The organism is Litchfieldella qijiaojingensis (assembly GCF_014651875.1).
GTDB classification, from domain to species: Bacteria; Pseudomonadota; Gammaproteobacteria; order Pseudomonadales; family Halomonadaceae; genus Litchfieldella; species Litchfieldella qijiaojingensis.
Map to the genome: position 1 here is coordinate 1 of NZ_BMXS01000039.1, position 22518 is coordinate 22518.

Annotated in this window: 21 protein-coding genes; 11 read left to right on the top strand and 10 right to left on the bottom strand. The window is 58.4% G+C overall.

What is annotated here, in order from left to right:
* Positions 1–363: 363 nt before the first annotated feature.
* Positions 364–975: a hypothetical protein gene (locus IE093_RS21340; RefSeq protein ID WP_189472804.1), complete on the top strand. Its 612-nt coding sequence runs from the start codon at positions 364–366 to the stop codon at positions 973–975.
* 71 nt (positions 976–1046) lie between these two features.
* Positions 1047–1463, top strand: coding sequence for a hypothetical protein (locus IE093_RS21345; RefSeq protein ID WP_189472806.1), 417 nt, complete (start codon positions 1047–1049; stop codon positions 1461–1463).
* A 123-nt stretch (positions 1464–1586) separates the two neighbouring features.
* Here IE093_RS21345 and IE093_RS22830 read toward each other — a convergent pair whose 3' ends face one another.
* Positions 1587–1742: a phage integrase N-terminal SAM-like domain-containing protein gene (locus IE093_RS22830; protein ID WP_340163156.1), complete on the bottom strand. Its 156-nt coding sequence runs from the start codon at positions 1740–1742 to the stop codon at positions 1587–1589.
* Positions 1743–1962: 220 nt separating this feature from the next.
* Between IE093_RS22830 and IE093_RS21350 the strand changes: the two genes are divergently transcribed.
* The 3 genes from IE093_RS21350 to IE093_RS21360 all read left to right on the top strand — a co-directional run bounded on the left by IE093_RS21350 (position 1963) and on the right by IE093_RS21360 (position 4669).
* Positions 1963–2505 (top strand): hypothetical protein, encoded by a 543-nt coding sequence (locus IE093_RS21350; RefSeq protein ID WP_189472808.1) that lies wholly within the window; start codon positions 1963–1965, stop codon positions 2503–2505.
* Positions 2506–2548: 43 nt separating this feature from the next.
* The gene (locus IE093_RS21355; protein WP_189472810.1) at positions 2549–3340 is read left to right on the top strand and encodes a hypothetical protein; all 792 of its coding nucleotides are present in this window, start codon (positions 2549–2551) and stop codon (positions 3338–3340) included.
* 75 nt (positions 3341–3415) lie between these two features.
* Complete coding sequence (locus IE093_RS21360) at positions 3416–4669, top strand: methylamine utilization protein MauJ (RefSeq protein WP_189472811.1); 1254 nt, start codon at positions 3416–3418, stop codon at positions 4667–4669.
* Between the two features lie 169 nt (positions 4670–4838).
* Here the strand turns inward: IE093_RS21360 and IE093_RS21365 are convergent, their stop codons facing one another.
* The 6 genes from IE093_RS21365 to IE093_RS21390 form a co-directional block, all read right to left on the bottom strand.
* Positions 4839–5738, bottom strand: a complete 900-nt coding sequence (locus IE093_RS21365; RefSeq protein ID WP_189472813.1) for a hydroxymethylglutaryl-CoA lyase — start codon at positions 5736–5738, stop codon at positions 4839–4841.
* A 338-nt stretch (positions 5739–6076) separates the two neighbouring features.
* The gene (locus IE093_RS21370) at positions 6077–8134 is read right to left on the bottom strand and encodes an acetyl/propionyl/methylcrotonyl-CoA carboxylase subunit alpha (RefSeq protein WP_189472815.1); all 2058 of its coding nucleotides are present in this window, start codon (positions 8132–8134) and stop codon (positions 6077–6079) included.
* Positions 8131–8955 carry an enoyl-CoA hydratase-related protein gene (locus tag IE093_RS21375; protein ID WP_189472817.1) on the bottom strand — a complete coding sequence of 275 codons (825 nt, stop codon included), beginning with the start codon at positions 8953–8955 and terminating at the stop codon, positions 8131–8133. The genes IE093_RS21370 and IE093_RS21375 overlap by 4 nt, the downstream gene beginning before the upstream one ends.
* 155 nt (positions 8956–9110) lie before the next feature.
* Entirely contained in the window at positions 9111–10718 is a 1608-nt protein-coding gene (locus IE093_RS21380; RefSeq protein ID WP_189472819.1) for a carboxyl transferase domain-containing protein, read from the bottom strand.
* Positions 10719–10864: 146 nt separating this feature from the next.
* Complete coding sequence (locus tag IE093_RS21385) at positions 10865–12034, bottom strand: isovaleryl-CoA dehydrogenase (protein ID WP_189472821.1); 1170 nt, start codon at positions 12032–12034, stop codon at positions 10865–10867.
* Positions 12035–12205: 171 nt separating this feature from the next.
* Positions 12206–13108 carry a LysR family transcriptional regulator gene (locus IE093_RS21390; protein WP_189472823.1) on the bottom strand — a complete coding sequence of 301 codons (903 nt, stop codon included), beginning with the start codon at positions 13106–13108 and terminating at the stop codon, positions 12206–12208.
* A gap of 109 nt (positions 13109–13217) precedes the next feature.
* Between IE093_RS21390 and IE093_RS21395 the strand changes: the two genes are divergently transcribed.
* The 6 genes from IE093_RS21395 to IE093_RS21420 all read left to right on the top strand — a co-directional run bounded on the left by IE093_RS21395 (position 13218) and on the right by IE093_RS21420 (position 19027).
* Entirely contained in the window at positions 13218–13976 is a 759-nt protein-coding gene (locus tag IE093_RS21395; RefSeq protein WP_189472825.1) for a 5-oxoprolinase subunit PxpA, read from the top strand.
* Positions 13977–14033: 57 nt separating this feature from the next.
* Complete coding sequence (locus tag IE093_RS21400) at positions 14034–14279, top strand: acetyl-CoA carboxylase (RefSeq protein WP_189472827.1); 246 nt, start codon at positions 14034–14036, stop codon at positions 14277–14279.
* Complete coding sequence (locus IE093_RS21405; protein WP_189472829.1) at positions 14279–15661, top strand: acetyl-CoA carboxylase biotin carboxylase subunit; 1383 nt, start codon at positions 14279–14281, stop codon at positions 15659–15661. The genes IE093_RS21400 and IE093_RS21405 overlap by 1 nt, the downstream gene beginning before the upstream one ends.
* Positions 15658–16554 (top strand): 5-oxoprolinase subunit B family protein, encoded by an 897-nt coding sequence (locus IE093_RS21410; protein WP_189472831.1) that lies wholly within the window; start codon positions 15658–15660, stop codon positions 16552–16554. The genes IE093_RS21405 and IE093_RS21410 overlap by 4 nt, the downstream gene beginning before the upstream one ends.
* Complete coding sequence (locus tag IE093_RS21415) at positions 16544–17515, top strand: 5-oxoprolinase subunit C family protein (protein ID WP_189472833.1); 972 nt, start codon at positions 16544–16546, stop codon at positions 17513–17515. Before IE093_RS21410 ends, IE093_RS21415 begins: the two co-directional genes overlap by 11 nt.
* Positions 17516–17668: 153 nt before the next feature.
* Positions 17669–19027 carry a purine-cytosine permease family protein gene (locus IE093_RS21420; protein WP_189472835.1) on the top strand — a complete coding sequence of 453 codons (1359 nt, stop codon included), beginning with the start codon at positions 17669–17671 and terminating at the stop codon, positions 19025–19027.
* Positions 19028–19114: 87 nt separating this feature from the next.
* Here IE093_RS21420 and IE093_RS21425 read toward each other — a convergent pair whose 3' ends face one another.
* The 3 genes from IE093_RS21425 to IE093_RS21435 are packed head-to-tail and all read right to left on the bottom strand — an operon-like array spanning position 19115 to position 21347.
* Positions 19115–19894: an ABC transporter substrate-binding protein gene (locus IE093_RS21425; RefSeq protein ID WP_422731011.1), complete on the bottom strand. Its 780-nt coding sequence runs from the start codon at positions 19892–19894 to the stop codon at positions 19115–19117.
* A 20-nt stretch (positions 19895–19914) separates the two neighbouring features.
* A complete protein-coding gene (locus IE093_RS21430) occupies positions 19915–20646 on the bottom strand; it encodes an ATP-binding cassette domain-containing protein (protein ID WP_229803863.1) in 732 nt (243 codons plus the stop codon).
* The gene (locus IE093_RS21435; RefSeq protein ID WP_189472839.1) at positions 20643–21347 is read right to left on the bottom strand and encodes an ABC transporter permease; all 705 of its coding nucleotides are present in this window, start codon (positions 21345–21347) and stop codon (positions 20643–20645) included. Before IE093_RS21435 ends, IE093_RS21430 begins: the two co-directional genes overlap by 4 nt.
* Between the last annotated feature and the right edge of the window lie 1171 nt (positions 21348–22518).

Here is a 22518-nt window from a genome sequence, read left to right on the forward strand (position 1 = left end):
GACATCGGGAGCTACTTGATGGGGTACTACAATTGGCAACGTCCTCACACCGTCAACGGAGGGATGCCTCCTGCCGTGGCCGAGGAAAAACTCACAACACTGTCCGGAATTAGTTGACCACTACACTTGGGTGGTTTCGTGAGTGTATGCATATAGGGGCCATCATGAAGCTTTTTACACGCTTCGAAAAAATTCGTCAGCATGCGAATCCCGCATATGCTGCCGAGCTATTCTTAGTTCGGTTGAATATCATTGGACTAGGTGCAGAACAGCGCGCTAGATAACACTGTTGAACGTGCAGTGCGTTCATTCAATATCGGAGCATTCCGTCTAATCACTGTTAGACATCGACAGGAGGCTGCTTTGGAAGACTGGGGAAAAGACGAATGGAGTTTGCTCTTATCGGCAATGGGCGCAGTCTTTGGCGCTCTTACGCTTATCGTCTCCATTCTGATTTACAAAGCGTCCAGATCCAGAAAGCTCTCCATCTCATCCAGAGTTGAACTGGTAGAAAACGAAGTCGTTGCACGTGTCAAGGTCATGAATCTTGGGCAGGCTAGAGCAGTCGTTGAGAATGTAGGCCTATCCCTCTCCGTTTGGGATGACCGCCCTAGATTGAAAGTCAAAGGTGTATTGAGGTTTTTACGGTATCTGGAGTTCTTGGCAGACCATGAGGAACAGATGAAGTATGTTAGCGACTCTGCCATTGTTGGAACCCATCCTGAATATCCGGTGTCACTATCCGAGTATCAACCTCTGACCGTTAACATTTCGCTTGATCGAATGATGGAGAACTTCTTCAGCAGAAGAGAGATTATCGGCAGCAAATTGTCATTTGCATTTCTGCTGTTGACACTGAGATGCGAGGTTGTTATTACAACAGGAACTATCGGTAAGCTGGCACATCGAGAAATTCGGCTCTATCTTTGGCAGAAGTACAAAGATGACAGGCGCCTGTTTTGCGTCGATGTCTAACCCCTCGGTCAACCGGACCGCCCGCAAGTCGCGCTTGTAGGTTATTTTAAACGTTAGCCCCTAGGAGAGTCATGTCGTACGACTTGGTTGTTTATCTGAAGCGTAGCGCTATGCCATCACCAGTGAAATGGCATTCTGCCATAGTTGAGGCGGGCTTCCCGGTCATGCTGGATACTGATTTTGACGTGGCTACATTCTCCGGCTTCCTGCCCTGTCCAGTTAATGGTGAGATTTCCGGCTTTGAGTATTACGCATCAACCGTCTCGCCAGAAGAGGTAGAGGAGCTGGAGTTGCTACTAAGCACTGACTTCTCAGTCCAGTTCTGCATCGGTTCGCACTCTCTTGAGCTAGTGTCTGCACTTGCGGCATCCAGTGTGCTAGCTGCAATGTCCAGCGGCTCCCTTAACGACCCACAAGCCGGAGAGTCCGTTTCTGCTGATAGTGCGATTAGCTGGGCAAAAGCTCAATTATCGCAGGCAAGAGCCTAACAATTCGTCCAAGCTGACGCTGGACTTCCCCCACTTCAGTGGGCACGCATCGCTAACCGCTATGGAGGTGAACGATGCTGGCAATGAAGACGGGGAAGAAGAATCACAAGTATTCAATTGAATTCAAGGCCAGTGCGGTCCGGTGCCTCCATCATTCACATGAATAAAGAGTTGAATCCAGCAGCAGTAGGTCTTTTCCGTACGTGGGCTGTAGCGCTTTACTCGCATGATGGCTTTCACCCGGTCCATCAGTTTGGGTAGTCTGCTGTGCGCATCCATACGCGGCTCCTCTCAATGCCTGGATATACATACAGTATTATTGGTGTTGACAAAACGTGTAAGCACGCGAAGCCTGCATAGGCTGCCGAGCTATGCTTAGGATTCTTATATATCAATGGGCTAAGTGAAGAGTGGCGCGCTAGATAACATTGTTGAACGTGCCGGCGTGTTCAAGTCAATAAACGAGCGCGCAGTCTAATCACTGTTAGGCGAGCGAGATATGAGTACATCTATTAGCCGTAGGATCGAAAAAAGTATTTCAGCTCTTCAAAGAAAGGATTTTGAGGACTCTTTTGTTCAGTTATTTCCAGCAGTTGATAAAACGGCCAAGAAACGACGATCTAAGGCTAAGGTTGGGGAAAGGATAAAGGGCTTCATTCAGGATGAAGAAGCGATAATTTCAGGCGTTGCCACAAACAACGTTTTTAAAGGAATTATGGTAGATGACGTTGATTTTCCAACCGCACTTTACAAATTTGGAAGAACCAGCATCGTTCATGAAGGTGAGCTAGACGAAAGACTCAAAATTAATGAGCGAGGAACGATGCAAATCGGACGAGTATGGAATTTGCCAAGCTCTTATATTACCGGTTTAATCGTAGCCGTAATTCTGGCAAAGGAAAATTCATCTGAGAGCTTGGAGCATGATTATTCTATAAGCCTGTTCGGTACAAATTACAGCGTAAATTCGATCTGGGGAAATCGTTCCGTGATTGAACAGAAAATGTGTGAACTATGGCGTAACCCAGATCTATTCAAATAGAAGGCGCCTAACAAACGCTTGCACCGGAACAATTTTCCGTTGCATGCGCAACTACAAATTGTCCAGTGAAGCGGGCGTTATACGTAAAAAATATTTAAGGAACACGCCAATGTTTAGTGAGTTAATAAATAAATTCAAAGAGCGAAAAGCAATTAATGAATGGAGGTCATCCCCACTAGGTATTGCCCTCGAGAATCACAGTAGAGAATATTTTTATGGTGAGAATGAGCTTCTTGGAGGTTTCTCGGAGGAAGGAAAACAGAATATTATTGGTGATTTCTATCAAAAAATCATCGCTTTATCCACAGATGAAAATGCATTCCTTACCTATCGCGAACAACTGGCTACATATGTTTGTGAATACGCCTCGTTTCAGGTGCTTTGCTTAAAAGAGGATGAGAAAAAGGACTCATTTTACTCTGACTGTCCCTATATCTCCGCTGAATTATATAAACATACCCAAATACTATCTGAACACAATGACCTATTAAAAGAGCATAAATGGAAAAATGGCGAAGTCTCTGACGAAGAATTTATAGCTCTTTGCAATGCTCGATGTGCAGTTTTGTTATATTGCATAAATGGTTTAAATATTGTACGTATAGAGTTTAAAGACGTTATAGAAGAAAAGGATTGGCTTAGGCCGTTTATAAAATCAATGCTTATTTGGGAAGAAGATACGTATCGTCAAAAAATATCACTCCCCAGCCTTCTACCAAACGATCTTGATGGTCTATGGCATAGCACATTTATGAATATTGTCGTGAATGGTGCAGCCAACCCATATTACGAGTGGGAGAAAGCTCAAGAAGAAAATGACGATGATATCGTATAACAATTGGGTCAACTAGGACGCTCCTAACGTCGCGCCTGTTACCCAAAACGTTAGATTTTCTCATGAGCCCTTGTTATGGCAATCAATTACGAATACGCACTTACGAACTCAAAGGGCATGAAAAAGGTTGTGTCCTTCGAAGGACTGGCATTTCCGATCCTCATTGCACCTACCCTGCATGGAGAGCCACTATTGACCGCACAAGCGATCTACTACTTAAGTCGCCTTGAGTCGGCGGTGCGAATTAGGTTTGAAGATCCCAAAACACTCCCAAAACACAGGACGAATAAAGAACTAGAGAGATGGTTTGAATACATAATCGACAACTATCTCTTCGAATACAGCAAGAGATACCCTTATGAGCAAATAACGAGCAAGATTACCGACCTGAAATATTGGGAAAATGATGGCCACACCTACATCGGGTATGACGAAAACAACACTCAGGCTCTTGCGCTAGATACATTGAACGATCCCTCGGTCCTGGAGATCGGGAATGAAGACCTTCCCAGTATTGGGCACTGGAGCGACTGGTGTTTAGTGTCTAACTATACGTACGAGTATATTGCAACCTATGTTAGCTCTATGGCTTCTGTCCTATCGAAAACAGTGAAAGTAAAAACGAATGGTCACGATGAGTTGGGGACAGGTGAATTTGATCTCCCTCTTGTCCGCACTGAGGGTGGAGTGCTTAACTACTATCAAGCATGCATGCTTGAGGTGTTGCAGCCGAACCGAATAAAAGTAATCGATGGACGCGTTCTTGTGTCCCGAGGAATGCAATCTACTGATGATTTCACACTTCCCCTTGAGTCCATAAAAGCGAGTAAGTATTACGACGCCGATTTGCTCTCTTATTACTTTGCTGCGGTCAGAGAAGATTTGCCGATATCAAGATTTCGTTGTTTCTATAACGTTCTTGAGTATTTCTTCGAAGACGCACCGAAGCATCTTGGCGAAGCTGCGAGAATAGAACGGGAGCAAATCTCCTGTGTTCTCCGCTGGGTTGCTGACTCATCGTCGCTCAGCAAATTTATCGGGACCCTTGGCCAGTCATACATCGCCGCTATCGAGCAACAACTTTCAACTTCGTCTGGCATCAAAATCAACGCGATTAAGGTTTCATCGCCGGACCTGGATCGATTGATCTCCGAATGGCTTTACGCAATTAGATGTGCAATTGTTCACTCAAAGAGAACCCGAAAAGGAAATGTAGAGGCACGACTGGTGCCCTATTCAGAGGACGAAGAAATAGGAGCCTTAGCTGTCCCAATCGTCCAGCACATTGCTATCTTGTGCATTGATAAAGATGGAGAGGTAAAAGTCTAACTTTACGTTCAATCGGACGCCAGGGAAGTGGAGCGCGTTGCTTCGAGCGTTGCAGAGTGGGCGCCGCTTAACTCCACGTTAAAGCCCCGCGAAAAGTAGTGAGCGCAATAATCACAAAGCCCCCGAGCCAGTCTATCTGGCTCGGGGGCTTTTCGTTCTGGCGGGCAATTCACTTCGCCGCCAGCGCCACTCCCACCTTCGACCGATTGGGCCTCCCAATGGTCTGGGTGATCCAGTTCCCGGTCTCGGCCAACTTGTCGAGGTCGATGCCGCTTTCGATTCCCATACCGTTGAGCATGTACACCACATCTTCGCTGGCCACGTTGCCAGAGGCGCCCTTGGCGTAGGGGCAACCGCCGAGGCCGGCCACGGAGCTGTCGACCACGGCAACACCTTCTTCGAGCACGGCGTAGAGGTTGGCGAGTGCCTGGCCGTAGGTGTCGTGGAAGTGGGCGGCGAGTTTGTCGATGGGAATGTCTTTTGCCACTGCTTCGAGCATGTGCTTGGCCTTGAGCGGGGTGCCGGTACCGATAGTGTCGCCCAGTGAGACTTCGTAGCAGCCCATCTCGTAGAGTGCCTTTGAGACCTCGGCGACCTTGGCCGGGGCGATCTCGCCTTCATAGGGGCAGCCCAGCACGCAGGAGACGTAGCCGCGCACCCGCACGCCGGCACTCTTGGCGCGTTCCAGCACCGGCGCGAAGCGGTCCAGGGATTCGGCGATCGAGCAGTTGATGTTTTTCTGCGAGAAGGTCTCGCTGGCGGCGCCGAATACCGCGACTTCCTCAACGCCGCATTCCAGGGCGACTTCCAGGCCCTCGAGGTTGGGGGTGAGAGCCGAGTAGGTCACGCCTTTACGGCGTGTCAGGCCGGTCATCACTTCGCGGTAGTCAGCCATCTGTGGCACCCATTTTGGCGACACGAAACTCGCCGCCTCGATATAGCGGATACCGGCGGCGCCGAGTCGGTCGATCAGTTCCAGTTTGATCGGGGTATCGATCGGCTCGGGTTCGTTCTGTAGTCCATCGCGGGGGCCGACCTCGACCAGGCGGATGGATTTGGGAAAGGGCATATGTGTCTCCTTCAGGAGCATATGGTGCCAAACGTAATTACGACTGTAATGTAAATATCTATGTCGTGGAATTCCCGGGCTGTGTTATTGGCGAGTCAGCCGGCCTGACGGCCGGATCGCCGCCACGGCGGCTCCTACAGTGGCCTGGTGCCTCATTCAGCTACGGTGGCGTCATCATCACCGGCAAGTCAGCCGGCCTGACGGCTGGATCGCCGCCACGGCGGCTCCTACAGTGGCCTGGTGCCTGATTCAGTTGCAGTGGCGGCATCATCGCCGGCAAAGTCAGCCGGATCGCGCAGTGAACTGCGCTCCCACGATGTAGGACTCATCCATTCGAATCATTCATCGGCGGCGAATTCCAGTAACACATCTCCTTGCCCCACGGTGTCGCCGGCCTGGAAGTGGAAGTTGGCGACGTGGCCGTCGGTGGGGGCGGTGAGGGTGTGTTCCATCTTCATGGCTTCCATGACCATCAGTGGCATGCCTTTCTCCACCGGGTTGCCGGCTTCCACCAGCAGCGCTACGACGGTGCCGTGCATCGGTGCGGTCAGCGTCGATTCAGCCTCATGATGGCCATGGTCGACAGCATCTAGACGACGCCAAAACAGCCGAGTTTCACCGTGAGCGTCGGCGAGGACGATGATGTTGCTCTCTCGATGGCGGACCAGTCGTGCCTGAATGCGGCGGCGGTGGCCGTCGAGAGTGATCGCCACGGCGTCGCCGGTCAGGCGTTGCAGCTCAGCGCTGAGGGTCTTGTCACCGATACGGAGCTTCCACGGATCCTGGTCGCTTTCACGATGGCCTTCAACGGTGACGATGGCTGGCGAATCGTCTTCATTCTGGGCATGCGCGGGATCGCATAGTGCCACGCGGATACGGTGCACGGCGTTGAGGCGGAAGCCGTCGTGGCGATCCCAGGGTGAAGCGCTTTCGCGCTCGCGGCCGAGCTGGTCGAGGGCGACCAGGGCCGCCGCGGCATAGTCCTCTGTGCGATACTCATGTGCGGCGAAGAGCACTTCCTGGTGGTGATCGATGAAGCGGGTATCCACCTCCGCCGCTTGAAAGGCCGGGTGGCTTGCCAAGCGTTGCAGAAAGTTGCGGTTGGTGACCACACCGCGCACGTCCAGTGCTGCTAGCGCCCGGTTCAGGGTGGCGAGCGCCTGGGCACGGTCGTCGCCGTGGACGATCAGCTTGGCCAGCATGGGGTCGTAGTGCATGGAGACTACGTCGCCGCTTTCCACGCCACTGTCCAGGCGTACTCGGGTGGGATCGAGACCTGCACCCTCCAGGTCGAGGGCGAAGCGTTCCAGGGTTCCGGTGGCCGGCAGGAAGTCCTGTTCGGGATCCTCGGCATACAGGCGCGCCTCGAAGCTGTGGCCGGTGATGGTCAGCTCCTCCTGGGTGCAGGGTAGCGGTTCGCCCATGGCCACGCGCAGTTGCCATTCCACCAGGTCCTGGCCGGTGATCATTTCTGTGACCGGGTGTTCCACCTGCAGGCGGGTGTTCATCTCCATGAAGTAGAAGCTGCCATCATGCCCTTGTGAAAAGTCCAATAGGAACTCGACGGTGCCGGCACCGACGTAGCCGATTTCCTTGGCGGCACGTACCGCGGCTTCGCCCATGGCCTGGCGCAGTTCCGCTGTCATGCCCGGTGCGGGAGCTTCTTCCAGGACCTTCTGGTGGCGGCGTTGTACGCTGCAGTCGCGCTCGAACAGGTATACGCCATTGTCGTGGGTGTCGCAGAACACCTGGACCTCCACGTGGCGGGGGCGGGTCAGATACTTCTCGATCAGCATACGCTGGTCGCCGAAGGCGGCCTGGGATTCGCGCCGACAGCCGTCCAGCGCGGCCTGGAAACCGGCGGCGGATTCCACCACGCGCATGCCCTTGCCACCACCACCGGCACTGGCCTTGAGCAGTACCGGATAGCCGATCTTGTCGGCCTCGGCCTTGAGTACTTCGTCGCTCTGGTCATCACCGTGATAGCCGGGCACCAGCGGTACGCCGGCATGCTGCATGCGCGCCTTGGCGGCGGACTTGTCGCCCATGGCGGATATGGCCGCTGCCGGCGGGCCGATGAAGGTCACGCCGGTACGGGCACAAGCCTCGACGAAGGCGGCGTTCTCGGAAAGGAAGCCGTAGCCGGGGTGGATGGCGCCGGCGCCGGTGCGATGGGCGGCCTCGAGCACTGCGTCCATGTCGAGATAGCTGTCGCGTGCCGCGGCGGGGCCGATGCGTACAGACTCATCGGCTTCGCGCACATGCAGGGCATGGGCATCGGCATCGGAATAGACCGCTACGCTGGCGATGCCCAGACGTCGTGCGGTGCGCATCACGCGGCAGGCGATCTCGCCACGATTGGCGATCAGTACCTTGTCGAAGCGGGTCTGACTCATTTTCCGTTCTTCCTTTCGGGGGCTTGCCAGCGTGGGTCACGTTTGTCGAAGAAGGCTCCGAGTCCTTCCTGTCCTTCGTCACTGACACGCAGTTGGCTGATCACGCGGCAGCAGTGCTCACGAGTGGCGTTACTGTCGGGTTCGCGGGCCACATGGGCGAGTAGGGCCTTGGTGGCACGGCTGGCCTGGGGCGAGGCGGCAAGCAAGGCATCGATCATGTGTTCGATGGCTGCGTCCATGGAATCGTGATCCACCACGCGGTGCACCAGCCCCAGTTCGAGGGCATGGGCAGCCTCGATGACCTCAGCGGTCAGCGCGTAGCGGCGCATTTGGCGTGGTCCTATGGCACGCTGCACATAGGGACTGATCACCGCTGGTGACAGGCCCAGCTTGACTTCCGACAGACAAAAGCGGGCCCGCTCCGAGGCGATCACGATATCGCAGCAAGCGGCCAGGCCCACGGCGCCACCGAAAGCCGCTCCCTGCACGCGGCACAGCGTGGGGCAAGGCAGGGTGTCGAGGCCGTACATCAGGCGTGACAACTCGCGGGAGTCGGCCAGGTTGTCGTCGAGATCGTATTCGACCATGCGCTTCATCCAGCCGAGATCGGCGCCGGCGGAGAAGTGCTTGCCTTCGGAGCCCAGCACCACCACGCGTACTTCGTTGCGCTCGGCCGCGGCGGCCAGGCGATCGAGGTGAGCATTGAGCTCGGCGATCAAATGGTCGTCGAAGGCATTGTGCACGTCGGGCTTGTCGAGCGTCAGCCAGGCGACGCCGCGGGAATCGATTTCTAGTCTTGAGTAGGAGGGATTCTCTGGCATCTCGGACCTCTCTAGAAAAGATTGAAGCTGGCTACAAGAGCTTGAAGCCGGAAGCTGGAAGCTTGAAGAAAAGCTGGTGCATTGCCTCCTGAGGATGCGGAGGAGACTTCCAGCTTACAGCTTCAAGTTTCCAGCTCCCTTGCGCAGCAAGGGGTCTACATCCTAAATACACCGAATCGTGTCTCTTCGATCTCCGCATTCATGGCGGCGGCCAGTGCCAGACCCAGCACGTCGCGGGTCTGCAGCGGGTCGATCACCCCGTCATCCCATAGCCGCGCGCTGGCGTAGTAGGGGTGGCCCTGGTGCTCGTAGGCGTCCCGCGTCGGTCGCTTGAAGGCTTCCTCTTCTTCCGCGCTCCATTCGCGGCCTTCGCGCTCGTACTGTTCGCGCTTGACCTGGGCCAGTACGTTGGCTGCCTGTTCGCCACCCATCACCGAAATGCGCGCGTTGGGCCACATGAACAGCAGGTTGGGGTCATAGGCACGGCCGCACATGCCGTAGTTGCCGGCGCCGAAGCTGCCGCCGATCAGTACCGTGAACTTGGGAACCTTGGCACAGGCCACGGCGGTGACCAGCTTGGCGCCGTGCTTGGCGATGCCCTCATGTTCGTACTTGGAGCCGACCATGAAGCCGGTGATGTTCTGCAGGAAAAGTAGCGGAATTCCGCGTTGGGCACACAGTTCGATGAAGTGGGCGCCTTTCAGTGCGGACTCCGAGAACAGCACGCCGTTGTTGGCGACGATGCCCACCGGATAGCCGTGAAGATGGGCGAAGCCGGTGACCAGGGTATCGCCGTAGTAGCGCTTGAATTCGTCGAAGTCGGAGTCGTCGACGATGCGGCCAATCACTTCGCGCACGTCATAGGGTTTCTTGAGGTCGGTGCCGACGATGCCGTAGAGCTCGTTGGGGTCGAGGCGCGGCGCTCGGGGTTCGCGCATCGCCAGCCGGCCCCGCTTGTGCCAGTTGAGTCGCGATACGGCACGACGCGCCAGTTGCAGCGCATGGGCGTCGTTGTCGGCATAGTGGTCGGCCACGCCGCTGATCCGGGCGTGAACGTCGGCGCCGCCGAGGTCCTCGGCACTGATGCTTTCGCCGGTGGCGGCCTTCACCAGCGGAGGGCCGCCGAGAAAGATGGTGCCCTGCTGCTTGACGATGATCGACTCGTCGGCCATGGCCGGCACATAGGCGCCGCCGGCGGTGCAGGAGCCCATCACTACGGCGATCTGCGGAATGCCCTCGGCGGAGAGGGTAGCCTGGTTGTAGAAGATGCGCCCGAAATGGTCGCGATCGGGGAACACCTCGTCCTGGCTTGGCAGGTGGGCGCCGCCGGAATCGACCAGGTAGATGCAAGGCAGGCGGTTCTTGCGGGCGATCTCCTGGGCGCGCAGGTGCTTCTTGACCGTGAGGGGATGATAGGTGCCGCCCTTGACGGTGGCATCGTTGGCGACGATCACGCACTCGACGCCGGATACGCGACCGATACCGGTGACGATTCCGGCGGCGGGCACTGGGCTGTCGTAGACCTCATGCGCGGCCAGTGCCGAGAGTTCGAGGAACGGCGAGCCCTCGTCGAGCAGGTGGTCGATGCGATCGCGCACGAACAGCTTGCCACGCGACTCGTGGCGTGTCCGCGCCTTCTCACCACCGCCCTGGGCGATGGCCGCGGTCAGCTCGCGCAGCTTGCCGACCTCGGCGCGCATCGCCGCGTCGTTGGCCTGGAAGCCCTCGCTGCGTGGGTTGATTTGGGTTTGTAGGATGCTCATCGGAATATCCTTTGACGGCTACGGGCTACGGGCTACGGGCTACGGGCTACGGGCTACGGGCTACGGGCTACGGGCTACGGGCTACGGGCTACGGGCTACGGGCTACGGGCTACTCGTAGCCCGAAGCTCGCGGCTCGAGGCTGAAGTTATGCCGACTCGTTGAAAATTTCGCGACCGATCAACATCCGTCGAATCTCACTGGTCCCGGCGCCGATTTCGTAGAGCTTGGCGTCGCGCAGCAGTCGTCCAGTCGGGTATTCGTTGATGTAGCCGTTGCCGCCGAGTAGCTGGATGGCGTCGAGCGCGACCTGGGTGGCCTTTTCGGCGCAGTAGAGGATCACGCCGGCGGCGTCCTTACGGGACGTCCGACCGCGATCGCAAGCCGCCGCCACGGTGTAGAGATAGGCACGGCAGGCGTTCAGAGTGGTGTACATGTCGGCGATCTTGCCCTGCACGAGCTGGAATTCGCCGATGCTCTGGCCGAACTGCTTGCGTTCGTGCACGTAGGGCACCACCACGTCCATGGCGGCCTGCATGATGCCGATGGGGCCGGCGGCGAGCACGGTGCGCTCGTAGTCGAGCCCGCTCATCAGTACTTGCACGCCCTTGTTGACTGCACCCAACACGTTCTCCTCGGGGACTTCGCAATCCTGGAAGACCAACTCGCAGGTGTTGGAACCGCGCATGCCCAGCTTGTCGAGCTTCTGAGCGGTGGAAAATCCGGGGAAGTCCTTCTCGATGAGGAAGGCGGTAATGCCCTTGGAGCCGGCACTTGGATCGGTCTTGGCGTAGACCACCAGCACATCGGCATCGGGGCCATTGGTGATCCACATTTTGTTGCCGTTGAGGATATAGCGCTCGCCGCGCTTTTCGGCGCGCAGCTTCATCGATACCACGTCGGAGCCGGCGCCCGGCTCGGACATCGCCAGCGCACCCACATACTCGCCGCTGATCAGCTTGGGCAGGTACTTGGCTTTCTGCTCGGGATTGCTATTGAGCTTGATCTGGTTGACGCACAGGTTGGAATGGGCGCCGTAGGAAAGCCCTACCGAGGCGCTGGCGCGGGAGATCTCTTCCATGGCGATGCAGTGGGCGAGATAGCCCATGTCGCTGCCACCTTCCTCTTCCGGCACGGTGATGCCGAGCAGGCCCATGTCGCCGAACTTTCGCCACAGGTCGTTGGGGAATTCGTTGCGGGCATCGATCTCGGCCGCGCGGGGGGCGATCTCGTCGCGCGCGAAGGCGTTGACCTGATCGCGCAGCATGACCAGCGTCTCGTCCAGACCGAAGTCGAGAGGCGTGAAGGGGGTTTGCATGGCGTGGCTCCTGTCTTGGTCCCGGCGAGGGCAGGCTGAGAAGGGCAGGCCGCGTTTCGTCCAGGACGCTTCAAGCATCGTGTCTTGCTGAAAAGATAGTCCAAGACTAGAAATAGTTGACGTTTACGTAAAGTGCAGATTGGGTGAGCTAGACGAATGTCGAATCCACTCTCAGCCTATGAAGCTCATGGCCAGCTCCTGAAAGGCCTTGGCAGGGGGGGAGAGCGGTTGCTGTTGCGGCCAGGCGAGGCCGACTTCCATGGTAGGAATCGGATCGTCCAAGTCGATGTGCTCGATGCGCCTGCCCTCCAGTGACCAGGGCCGGTAGACCATGTCGGAGAGGATGCTGATGCCGGTGCCGTTGGCGACCATGCTGCGCACCGCCTCCACCGACGACGTCTTGAACAGGATGTTGGGAGTGAGTCCTGTGGGCTTCCAGTACCTCATGGCGGTCTGATCCGCTTCGTCCACCGTCAGCATGATGTAGGGTTGGTCCACTAGGTCGTGCAGGCCGACCCTGTCACGCATCAGTAGTGGATGGTGGCTGCTCACCCACAGCCGGCGTGGCGAGTGGATCAGTGGCTCACGCTCCAGTCCCGAGGTCTGGTCGATGTTCGAGGTCAACACGATGGCCAGATCGAACTCGCCGGATGTCAGCCCCTGCTGGATGGCCGGGCGGGGCGCCTCGTGAGGTCTGACCTGTACGCCAGGATAGCGGCGCTGGAAGCGTGCCAGTAGCGGCGGTATGAAGTAACCCGCGACCGTGTAGCTCATGGCCAGATTCAAGGTTCCCGTCACCGCGGCAGCGTTGTCCTGGAGGCTATCGAAGGCCTCGTCGACGGCCTGGAAAACATGGCGTACCTGGTGCAGGAAGCGGCTGCCTTGTTGAGTGAGCGCCATGCCCTGAGACGTGCGCTGGAAGAGTACCACGCCCAATTGCTCCTCGATTTCGCGTACGCCGGTGGTGATGGATGACTGGGAGACGTTGAGGTCCACGGCCGCCTGGGTGACCTTGCCGCTTTCGGCTACCGCCAGGAAGTAACGCATCTTGCGCAGGGAGAGGTCGCGTGACATGGGATTCTCGTTATGTGTTCGGTTTTTTTGAAGATACAAAACAAGAATTAATAATTCCACATGTCGTCTTGGCTGTCTTAAATGGATGAGGCCACTTCAGGAGACAGCCATGACAACCACGATCGACATAAATGCGGACATGGGAGAGGGATTCGGCGCCTGGCAGATCGGCGATGGCGTCGATTCGCAGATCATGCCGCTGATCAGTTCCGCCAACGTGGCGGCAGGCTTCCACGCCGGCGATCCGACCACCATGGCCGACATTATTCGTCAGGCGGCGGAGCATGGCGTGGCGGTGGGGGTGCATCCCGGTTTCCGCGACCTGGTCGGCTTTGGGCGGCGCCACATCGACGCGTCCGCCGGGGAACTGGTCAACGATGCGCTCTACCAACTGGGTGCACTGCGTGAACTCGCCGCCCGCGAGGGGCTGTCACTACACCACTTTAAGCTGCACGGTGCGCTGTTCATGCATGCTGCCCATGATGACGAATTCGCCCATGCCCTGTGCCGGGCACTCGAGCAGGTTGCCCCCTCGCTGCCCATCTATTGCCTGGCGGGTACCGCCATTGACCGGGCGGCCAGCGAGGCGGGCCTGAGGTGTGTTCACGAGTTCTATGCAGACCGCGACTACAACGACGAGGGCAGCATCGTCTTTGTGCGTAAGGTCAAGCCCCTCGACCCGCAGGCAGTGGCCCAGAAGGTGCTCAGGGCCTGTCGCGAAGGGGTGGTCGAGGCCGTTAGCGGCAGGCTGGTGCCCGTCAGTTTTCAATCGATCTGCATTCACAGCGATACGCCTGGCGCCCTGTCGCTCGTCCAGTCCGTGCGCAGCGCACTGGATCAGGCGGGGTTCGCGGTCAAGGCGCCTTGAGCCGGCCTGAGGGCACCACCTCACTCTCATAATCACAATTCAGAAGGAGACAACACCATGTCACAGCAGGATATCCAGGCCCCGTTCCCTGGTGTCTTCTACCGCCGACCGTCACCTGATAAGCCGCCTTTTGTGGAGGAAGGCCAGCAAGTCGAGGCGGGTACGATCATCGGACTCATTGAAGTCATGAAGCAATTTTTCGAACTCAGGGCCGATGCGGCGGGCATCATCACCGCCTTTCAGGTCGAGGATGAGACCGTCGTCGAGGCTGGCCAGGGCATCACGGTGCTGGAGGTGGTGTGATGATTCGTCGACTGCTGATCGTCAACCGTGGGGAGATTGCGCTGCGGGTGGTGCGTGCCGCTCGTGAACTGGGCATGTGCAGCATCGTTGCTCATAGCGAGGCCGATGCCGATAGTCTGGCTGTGCAGCGAGCCGATGAGACGGTTTGCATTGGTCCGCCCCAGGCCACCAAGAGCTACCTGAATATCGAGACGATACTCCAGGCGGCGAAGGACGTGGCTGCCGATGCCGTGCATCCGGGCTATGGCTTTCTCTCCGAGAGTGCCGAATTTGCCAGAGCCGTGAAGGCGGCAGGTATGATGTTCGTTGGCCCGGAGGCAGCGATCATCGAGCGCATGGGCGACAAGGCCATGGCCCGACAGACGGCAATCGAGGCAGAGGTTCCGGTGGTGCCGGGTTCGCCACGCGCGGTAAACGATTTGGACGAGGCGCTGAACGTGGCCGAAAGCGTGGGTTTCCCTCGGCTGATCAAGGCGGCTGCCGGTGGTGGTGGACGCGGCATCCGGGTGGCGGAAAATGCTGCGGCGCTGTGCGAACAGTTGCCCATGGCGCAGACCGAGGCGCGTACCGCCTTTGGCGACGATCGTGTCTACCTGGAGCGATTCATCGAGCACGCCCGCCACATCGAGGTCCAGATTCTCGGCGATGGGGAGCGGGCCATCCATCTCTTCGAGCGTGAATGCTCGCTACAGCGGCGCCGACAGAAGGTGTTCGAGGAGTGCCCCTCGCCGGCCCTCGACGATACGACTCGAGAATCGCTGTGCCGATCGGCGGTGGCCCTCGCGGAGCATGTCGGTTACTTCGGTGCCGGTACCCTCGAGTACCTTTACGACGACATCACCGGTGAGTTCTTCTTCATCGAGATGAACACTCGGATCCAGGTCGAGCATCCGATCACCGAGGCGGTCACCGGGGTCGACCTGGTGCGTGAGATGCTGCGCTTGGCACGCGGTGAACGCTTGCGCTTCGCCCAGCAGGATATCCAGCGTCGTGGCTGGGCGGTGGAGATGCGCATTAATGCCGAAGATCCCGAGCGCGGCTTCTTCCCTTCGCCGGGGCAGGTACAGCGATTGGTCTGGCCGTCCGGTCCGGGCATCCGCATCGACAGCGGCCTCTACGAGGGCTACCGCATGCCGCCCTTCTACGACTCGCTGGTGGCCAAGCTGATCGTCTGGGACGAATGCCGCGAAAGCGCACTGATCCGCGCCGGTCGCGCCCTGGACGAGTTCATCCTTGACGGTTTCGCCACCACGGCGGCCTTGCACCGGCGCCTGGTCGATGATGCGGAGGTGCGCCGGGGCGTGGTGGATACCGGCTTTCTCGAACGTTGGCTGGAAGCCAAGCCCACACCCACACCAAGCGATAAGGAGGTGGTGTCATGAGTGCTGACAAGACAGCAACGGCACGCTACAGCCTGGCCGCCGACGAGTTCATGTTCGTGGAGTTGAGCGAGGAGATGACCCTCGAGGCGTTCTTCCGTTCGATCTCCATCACCCAGCGGCTCAAGGCCATGTCCGTACCGGGCATCATCGAGATCTGCCCGGCCAATGCCTCCTATCAGGTTCGCTACGACCCGGACCAGCTCTCCGCCGCCTCGCTGCAGGAAGTCCTGGAGTCGCTGGATCGTGAGGTTTCGGCGCAGCAGGTCCGTACCATCGAGACGCGGGTGATCGAGGTGCCGGTGCTCTACAACGATCCCTGGACCCATGAGACTCTAATGCGCTTCCGCGATCGCCATCAGGACCCGAGCGGTACCGATCTCGATTACGCCGCGCGAATCAACGGCTACGACAGCGTCGAGGAATTTATCGAGGCGCACAGTGGCAGCCCTTGGTTCGTCTCGATGGTGGGTTTCGTGGCGGGCTTGCCGTTCATGTATCAGATGGTGCCGCGCGAGCGACAGATCCAGGTGCCCAAGTACCTGCGTCCCCGTACCGACACGCCCAAGCAGACCGTGGGCTATGGCGGTTGCTTCAGCTGCATCTATTCGGTTCGTGGTGCCGGTGGCTATCAGATGTTTGGTGTTACCCCGATGCCGATCTACGACCCATCCGATCAGCAGCCTCACATCGACGATTCGATGATCTTCTTCCGTCCCGGCGACATCGTGAAGCATCGTGCCATTGGTCGCGATGAGTACGATCGCCTACTGGCCGATGCCGAGGCTGGGCGTTTCGAACCCAGGGTGGTGCCGTTCACCTTCGACCTGGATGACTTCAACCGTGACCCCGATGGCTATGCCAGCCGCGTGAAGGAGGTGCTCCATGACCATTGACGTGATCAAGCCAGGGCTTGCCACCTCCATTCAGGACACCGGCCGCCAGGGCCACTATCACCTAGGGATTCCACCTTCCGGTGGCATGGACCAGCGTTCCCTGCGGGCGGCCAACCTGCTGCTCGGTAACCCGGAAGGGGCCGCCGTGCTGGAATGTGCCCTTATGGGGCCGGAACTGCGCTTCAGCGAAAGCTGCTGTGTCGCAGCCTGTGGCGCCGAGATGACGCCACGTGTCAACGGTGAGGCGCAGCCCCTAAACGAGGTGTTCCGGGTGCCGGCAGGGGCGACGTTGAGCTTCGACTTCGTCAAGGCGGGGGCCAGGCTCTATCTGGCCATAGAAGGCGGAATCGACGTTCCCGAAAAGCTCGGCAGCCGCAGCACCTATGCGCTGGGCAGCCTGGGGGGGCTGGATGGCCGGCCGCTGCAAGCTGGCGACCAACTGACCCTGCTGCCGTCCGCCACCGCTTCCCGCGAGGGGCGCAGGCTGCCGGAATCGCTGATTCCGGTGTTCTCCAGGCATTACCTGCTGCGCGTGGTACCCGGGATCTACGACCACCGGCTGACCGACGAGAGCCGCGAGCGCTTCTATGAGGAGGATTGGACGGTCGCCTCCGAGGCCGACCGCATCGGCTATCGCATGAAAGGGGGCAGCCCCCTGTCGTTCATCGAGCGCGAACCGCCGTTCGGTGCCGGTGACGATCCCTCGAACATCGTTGATGCCTGCTATCCGATCGGCTCCATCCAAGTGCCCAGCGGCAGCGAGCCGATCATCCTGCACCGCGATGCCGTGTCCGGTGGTGGCTACGCGATGATTGGCACCGTGATCAGTGCCGATATGGACTGGGTCGGTCAGATCCAGCCCCATCAGAAGGTCCGCTTCGTGCCAGTCAGCCTGGAGGAGGCCCTGGCCGCACGCGCGGAATACCGCGAAGTGATGGAGGCCCTGCGTCAGATGCCATGACCAGTATGCCGCCCGGCGGTAGCCGGGTGGCTAGCGGTGTCAGAGTTACCTGAGCCACACCGCGACTATCCCATTGACCTGCCCGAACTGTCGCTGACGTTAGCGACACAGGGTCCGTCTGTCCTGAAGATAAGCACAACAAAGGTATCCGAGATGACCAAGCAATCTCAGCCAACCGAGGCCACCGACCTCGACTACGCAGAGCAACCGGTACCCGCCGAAGGGCGGATGCCGCGAGCTAACCTGATGATGGCATGGTGGGCGGTGTGCAGCGCCATCTTCTATATGGTGGTGGCCGCGGCCATGGCACGTAGCTACGGAACGGCCAACGCACTGATCGGCATCGTCCTGACGGTGATCGCCTACGGGGGGATCAATGCTGTTATTAGCCGCTATTCGATGAAGACGGGACTGACAGTCGCGCTGTTTTCCAAGGTGCTGTTCGGCCACGTGGGGGCGATGGTCGCCACACTGATTTTCTTCGCTACGGCGCTCTACTACGCGGTGTTCGAAGGTTACGTGATGGCGCTTGTACTGACTGAGTGGAGTGGCAGCCTGACGATGGCCGTGAGCACAGCCATCGTGGCGATACTGGGTGTCTCGCTGATCTTCGGCAGCGTCCAGCACTGGCTGGACAAGTTCAATGGGGTGCTGCTGCCGGTCTATGTCATCGGCATGCTGATCGCCGTGGGCATGGCCATCGCCAAGTTCGGCTATCCCAGTGACTGGCTGTCGCGCATGCCTGAAGGTGGGGCCTCGCCCTGGGGCTGGTTGCAGACCTTTGCCTACTACATGGGCGTCTGGGTGCTGATGATGTTCACCTTCGACTATGCCCGTTTCGGCAAACAGGAAGATGCAGGCTTCCACGCTAAGGTGACCTTCGGTATCCCTTTCTATGCCATGACTTTCCTGTTCAGTGGCATCGTCGGCATCCTGCTCGATTCGATGATTCCCATCGATGGCTTGTCGGAAGCCTCCGTGGTGCTGGGCCTGCTTGAGCTAATGGGACTGGGTGGCTTGCTGCTCGTCTGGGTGACCCAGAGCCGTATCAACACCGCCAACTACTACCTGGCCACGGTCAATTTCGAAGCACTGGTACGCAAGGTCACCGGCATCAAGCTCTCCAAGGTGATAGCGGGGTCCCTGATCGGCCTGATGTCCTATTTGCTGATGATGGCTGACGTGTTCAGCTATATTCTCCAGGCATTGGCCTACCAGGGAGTGTTTGTGGTGGCCTGGGTCGGTGTGGCCTTGGCGCATATCCTCTCGCGCACCTACCAGCAGCGCTTCAACGGCCATGTGGAGTTGGATAATACCTACATTCCGGCCTACAACCCCTGTGGCTTGATCGCCTGGTGCATGGCAACCGTCGTGGGCATGGTGATCATGCATCTGCCGGGCATCGCCGGTTTCTCGGCGCCGGTCACCTTCCTGATCGCCTATGTGTTGTATGAAATCGGGCTCAAGCGTGCCAACCCTGACTGGTACGTGGCCAGTTTGAACAAGTCCTGACTCGCTTTCGTTTCAGTCTCGATGAGAACCCCGGTAGCCTTGGCTACCGGGGTTTTTGCCTGCCTAGCTCCATGAGTCGCTGCAGCTTCACTCGGCATTAGGAAAGAACAGTTGTTGGCCCTTGAGTTCGAAGTCGGCAATGGCTCGTTGGCCTTCCTCGGAAAGCAGCCAGTCGTGCCACTGCCGGGCCAGATCGTGTTTGAGGTGGGGGTGGCGTTCCTCGCTGATCAGCAGGCTGCCGTACTGGTTGAACAGCGCCTCGTCGCCCTCGAATAGGAGCTCCAGGTTCTGGCGGTTGTCGAAGGCCACCCAGGTGGCGCGATCGGACATGACATAGGCATCCATGCCGGCGGCGGTATTCAGGGTCTGGCCCATGCCGCTGCCCAGTTCGCGATACCACTCTCCGCCCGGCTCGACACCCGCCGACTCCCACAGGCGCAGTTCGGCACGGTTGGTGCCGCTGTCGTCGCCGCGCGAGGCGAAGGGAGCCTCGGCTTCGGCAATCATCGAAAACGCCTCGCTTGCCGTTTCGGCGTCGCGAATGCCGGCCGGGTCGTCAGTTGGGCCGACGATCACGAAGTCGTTATACATCACGTCGCGGCGTTCAGTGGCGTAGCCGTCGGCGACGAAGCGTTGCTCGCCTTCGGTGTCGTGGACCAGCAGGCTGTCGGCGTCACCACGGCGGGCGATCTCGAAGGCCTGGCCGGTGCCGACCGCGACGACATGGACATCGATGCCCGTGGTGTCACGGAACTGGGGAATGACCGCATCGAACAGCCCCGACTGTTCGGTGGAGGTCGTCGATGCCAGCGTGATATAGCGCTCGTTGTCCTGGGCCTGGCTGCCCAGTGACAGTGCCAGGCCCAGACCTAATCCAAGAATCTTGACTACCACACCAGTTCTCCGTCGATGAATGCCCTGGCTTGGGCCGTTTGCGGTTGGGAAAAGAACACCTCGGCGGGGCTGTGCTCGATCAGGCGCCCGCCGTAGAGAAAGACCACCTCATCGGCCAGGCGTCTGGCCTGGTTGAGGTCATGGCTGCTCATCACGATGCGTGTTCCCTGGCGATGGAAATCGGCGACGGCATCTTCCACCGCCTTGATGGCGGCGGGATCCAGCGCCGAGGTGGGCTCGTCGAGAAACAGCACTTCGGGTTTCAACAGCCAGGCGCGGGCCAGGGCCAGGCGTTGCTGTTCGCCGCCGGAGAGAACCCGTGCCGGGCGGTGGGCGATGGCTGTCAGGCCAAAGTGTTCCAACGCTTCCCAGGCCAGGAGCTTGCGACGTGAGCGCGGCGTGCCGCCTGCCGCCAGGGCATAGGTAAGGTTGGCCAGTGCCGAGCGTCGCAACAGTACCGGGCGCTGGAAGACCATGGCCTGGCGCGGGGCCTTGCCGTTGGCATGACCTGACCAGCGAATCCGGCCACCGGTAGGTTTGAGCAGGCCATGGCAGAGGCGCATCAACAGGCTCTTGCCTGCACCGTTGGGTCCCATGATCAGGGTCTTGCCATGACCTTCCAGGCGCAGTGAGATGCGATCGAGCAGAACCTGACCACGATGCACGAAACTCACATTCTCTAGTTCCAACGGCAATATGGAGGGGGGGAGGCGCATATCGTTCATCCGAGACGCCTCCTGGCGGTTTCACCGACCACATAAGCAGCGCCATTGACCACAGCCACCAGGAGCAACAGCACGATCCCCAGGCCCAACGCCAACGGCAGGTTGCCCTTGTTGGTTTCCAGGGCGATGGCGGTGGTCATCACCCGGGTAATGCCGTCGATGTTGCCACCGACGATCAGAACTGCACCGACCTCTGCACTGGCACGACCGAAGCCAGCCAGGATCACCGTGATCAAGCCGAAGCGGGCATCCCTCAGCAGGGTGGGTATGGCACGCCAGCGTGCGATGCCGAACGACGAGAGTTGTTCGCGGTATTCGCCCCACAGCTCCTCGATCTGCTGGCGGGTCAGCGCGGCGATGATCGGCAGCACGAGTACCACCTGGGCGACGACCATGGCGCTGGGGGTGAACAGCAGCCCCCACTGGCCCAGCGGCCCGGCCCGTGACAGCAGCAGATAGACCATGAGCCCGGCAACCACCGGTGGCAGGCCCATCAGCGCGTTGAGCAGCACCACGATCATCCCTCGCCCCGGGAAGGCCCACAGCGCCAGGGCCGCGCCCAGAGGCAGTGCCAGCAGGCTGGCGATCAGCACCGCAGTGAGCGAGACCTGCAACGACAACGCCACGATGCCCATCAGTGCCGGGTCCACGCCCAGCACGAGGGTGAGGGCCGTTTGAAAGGCGTTATCGGTCGCCGACATCGGATTCTCCTGATGACTTGACTGCATGATGCGCGGTATGGAACTTACTCGCACTCTATACTGAAAAATATGCACTCAAGAACATGGAAACGACAACGATGATCCCGCATTCCCCTCTATCTGAGGTGACGACGGCGGAAGTCGCCGAGTACCTGGGCCTCAAGAAGCGCAAGCCCTCGGGTGTAGCGAGATGATGGTTGCCTACTGCCAGCCGGGTGTCGGTGCCGAGCGGCTGCTGCGCGTTGCCAGAGCCTGGACGTTGTGCCCGTGCATGAGAAGTGCTTCGACCTGGCCATGAGTCGGGCGGAAAGACTGCCTCGGTGATTTCTGCCCATATCTATCGATGATGGGATAATACATTTTATAATTAAGTTTTACTTATATATTTATTTAATATGGTGATATTCCATATAAATCAGTTTGTTGCTGAAATCTAAGAACTGCCGGATTCTCGGATGGTCGGGTGTAAGCTTTTCCGCAAAAACTCGACTACACGTCAATGCTGTAAAGCTAAAGCTGAACGGCTGACCTGTGCCATTTTGGTGGCAGGGGGAATGTCTGTTGTCATCAGCGACGCTAATCTCGCGTAGTTGAATAGGACAAGAAAGTCAATATGGCTCAAAGGGATTCAGAAGGGTTCCGGGGTGTCATCCTGGGGCGGTAGCGTGTCTTGCCTGGCTATCATGAACCATAACCTCTTTTTAATCCCACTGACACACCACAATAAGGTTTCATTTCCAGCACCTCATGAAGGCAAGAAACTGAGCGGTTATGCCGTGATATCAGTCAGTCGGTCCTCTCATGTCAATCAGCGTGTCAGTCAAGGCATCAAGCAGGGAGAGAGCCGAACAAAGTCGAGTATCATCATACGAACTGGTGATCTGCCATGACCCATTTTCCTTCGACGACTTCCAGGATCGCTGAGGCAGTCGCATACCAGGACAAGATCCTTCCCGGGGTGTCACGCACCTTTGCCCTCACCATACCACAGCTACCGTCCAGCCTACGCAAGGTCGTGACCAATGCTTATCTTCTTTGCCGTATTGAACCGCCCCGACTATCTCGGAGACTTTCTCGTTTGAGTCACGCTGCCTGAGCGGACTCGGTACTTTGTTGATAGTAGCGAGCTTCCGCCTCAGCGGGTGGTATGTTGCCAATCGACTCCAGCAAC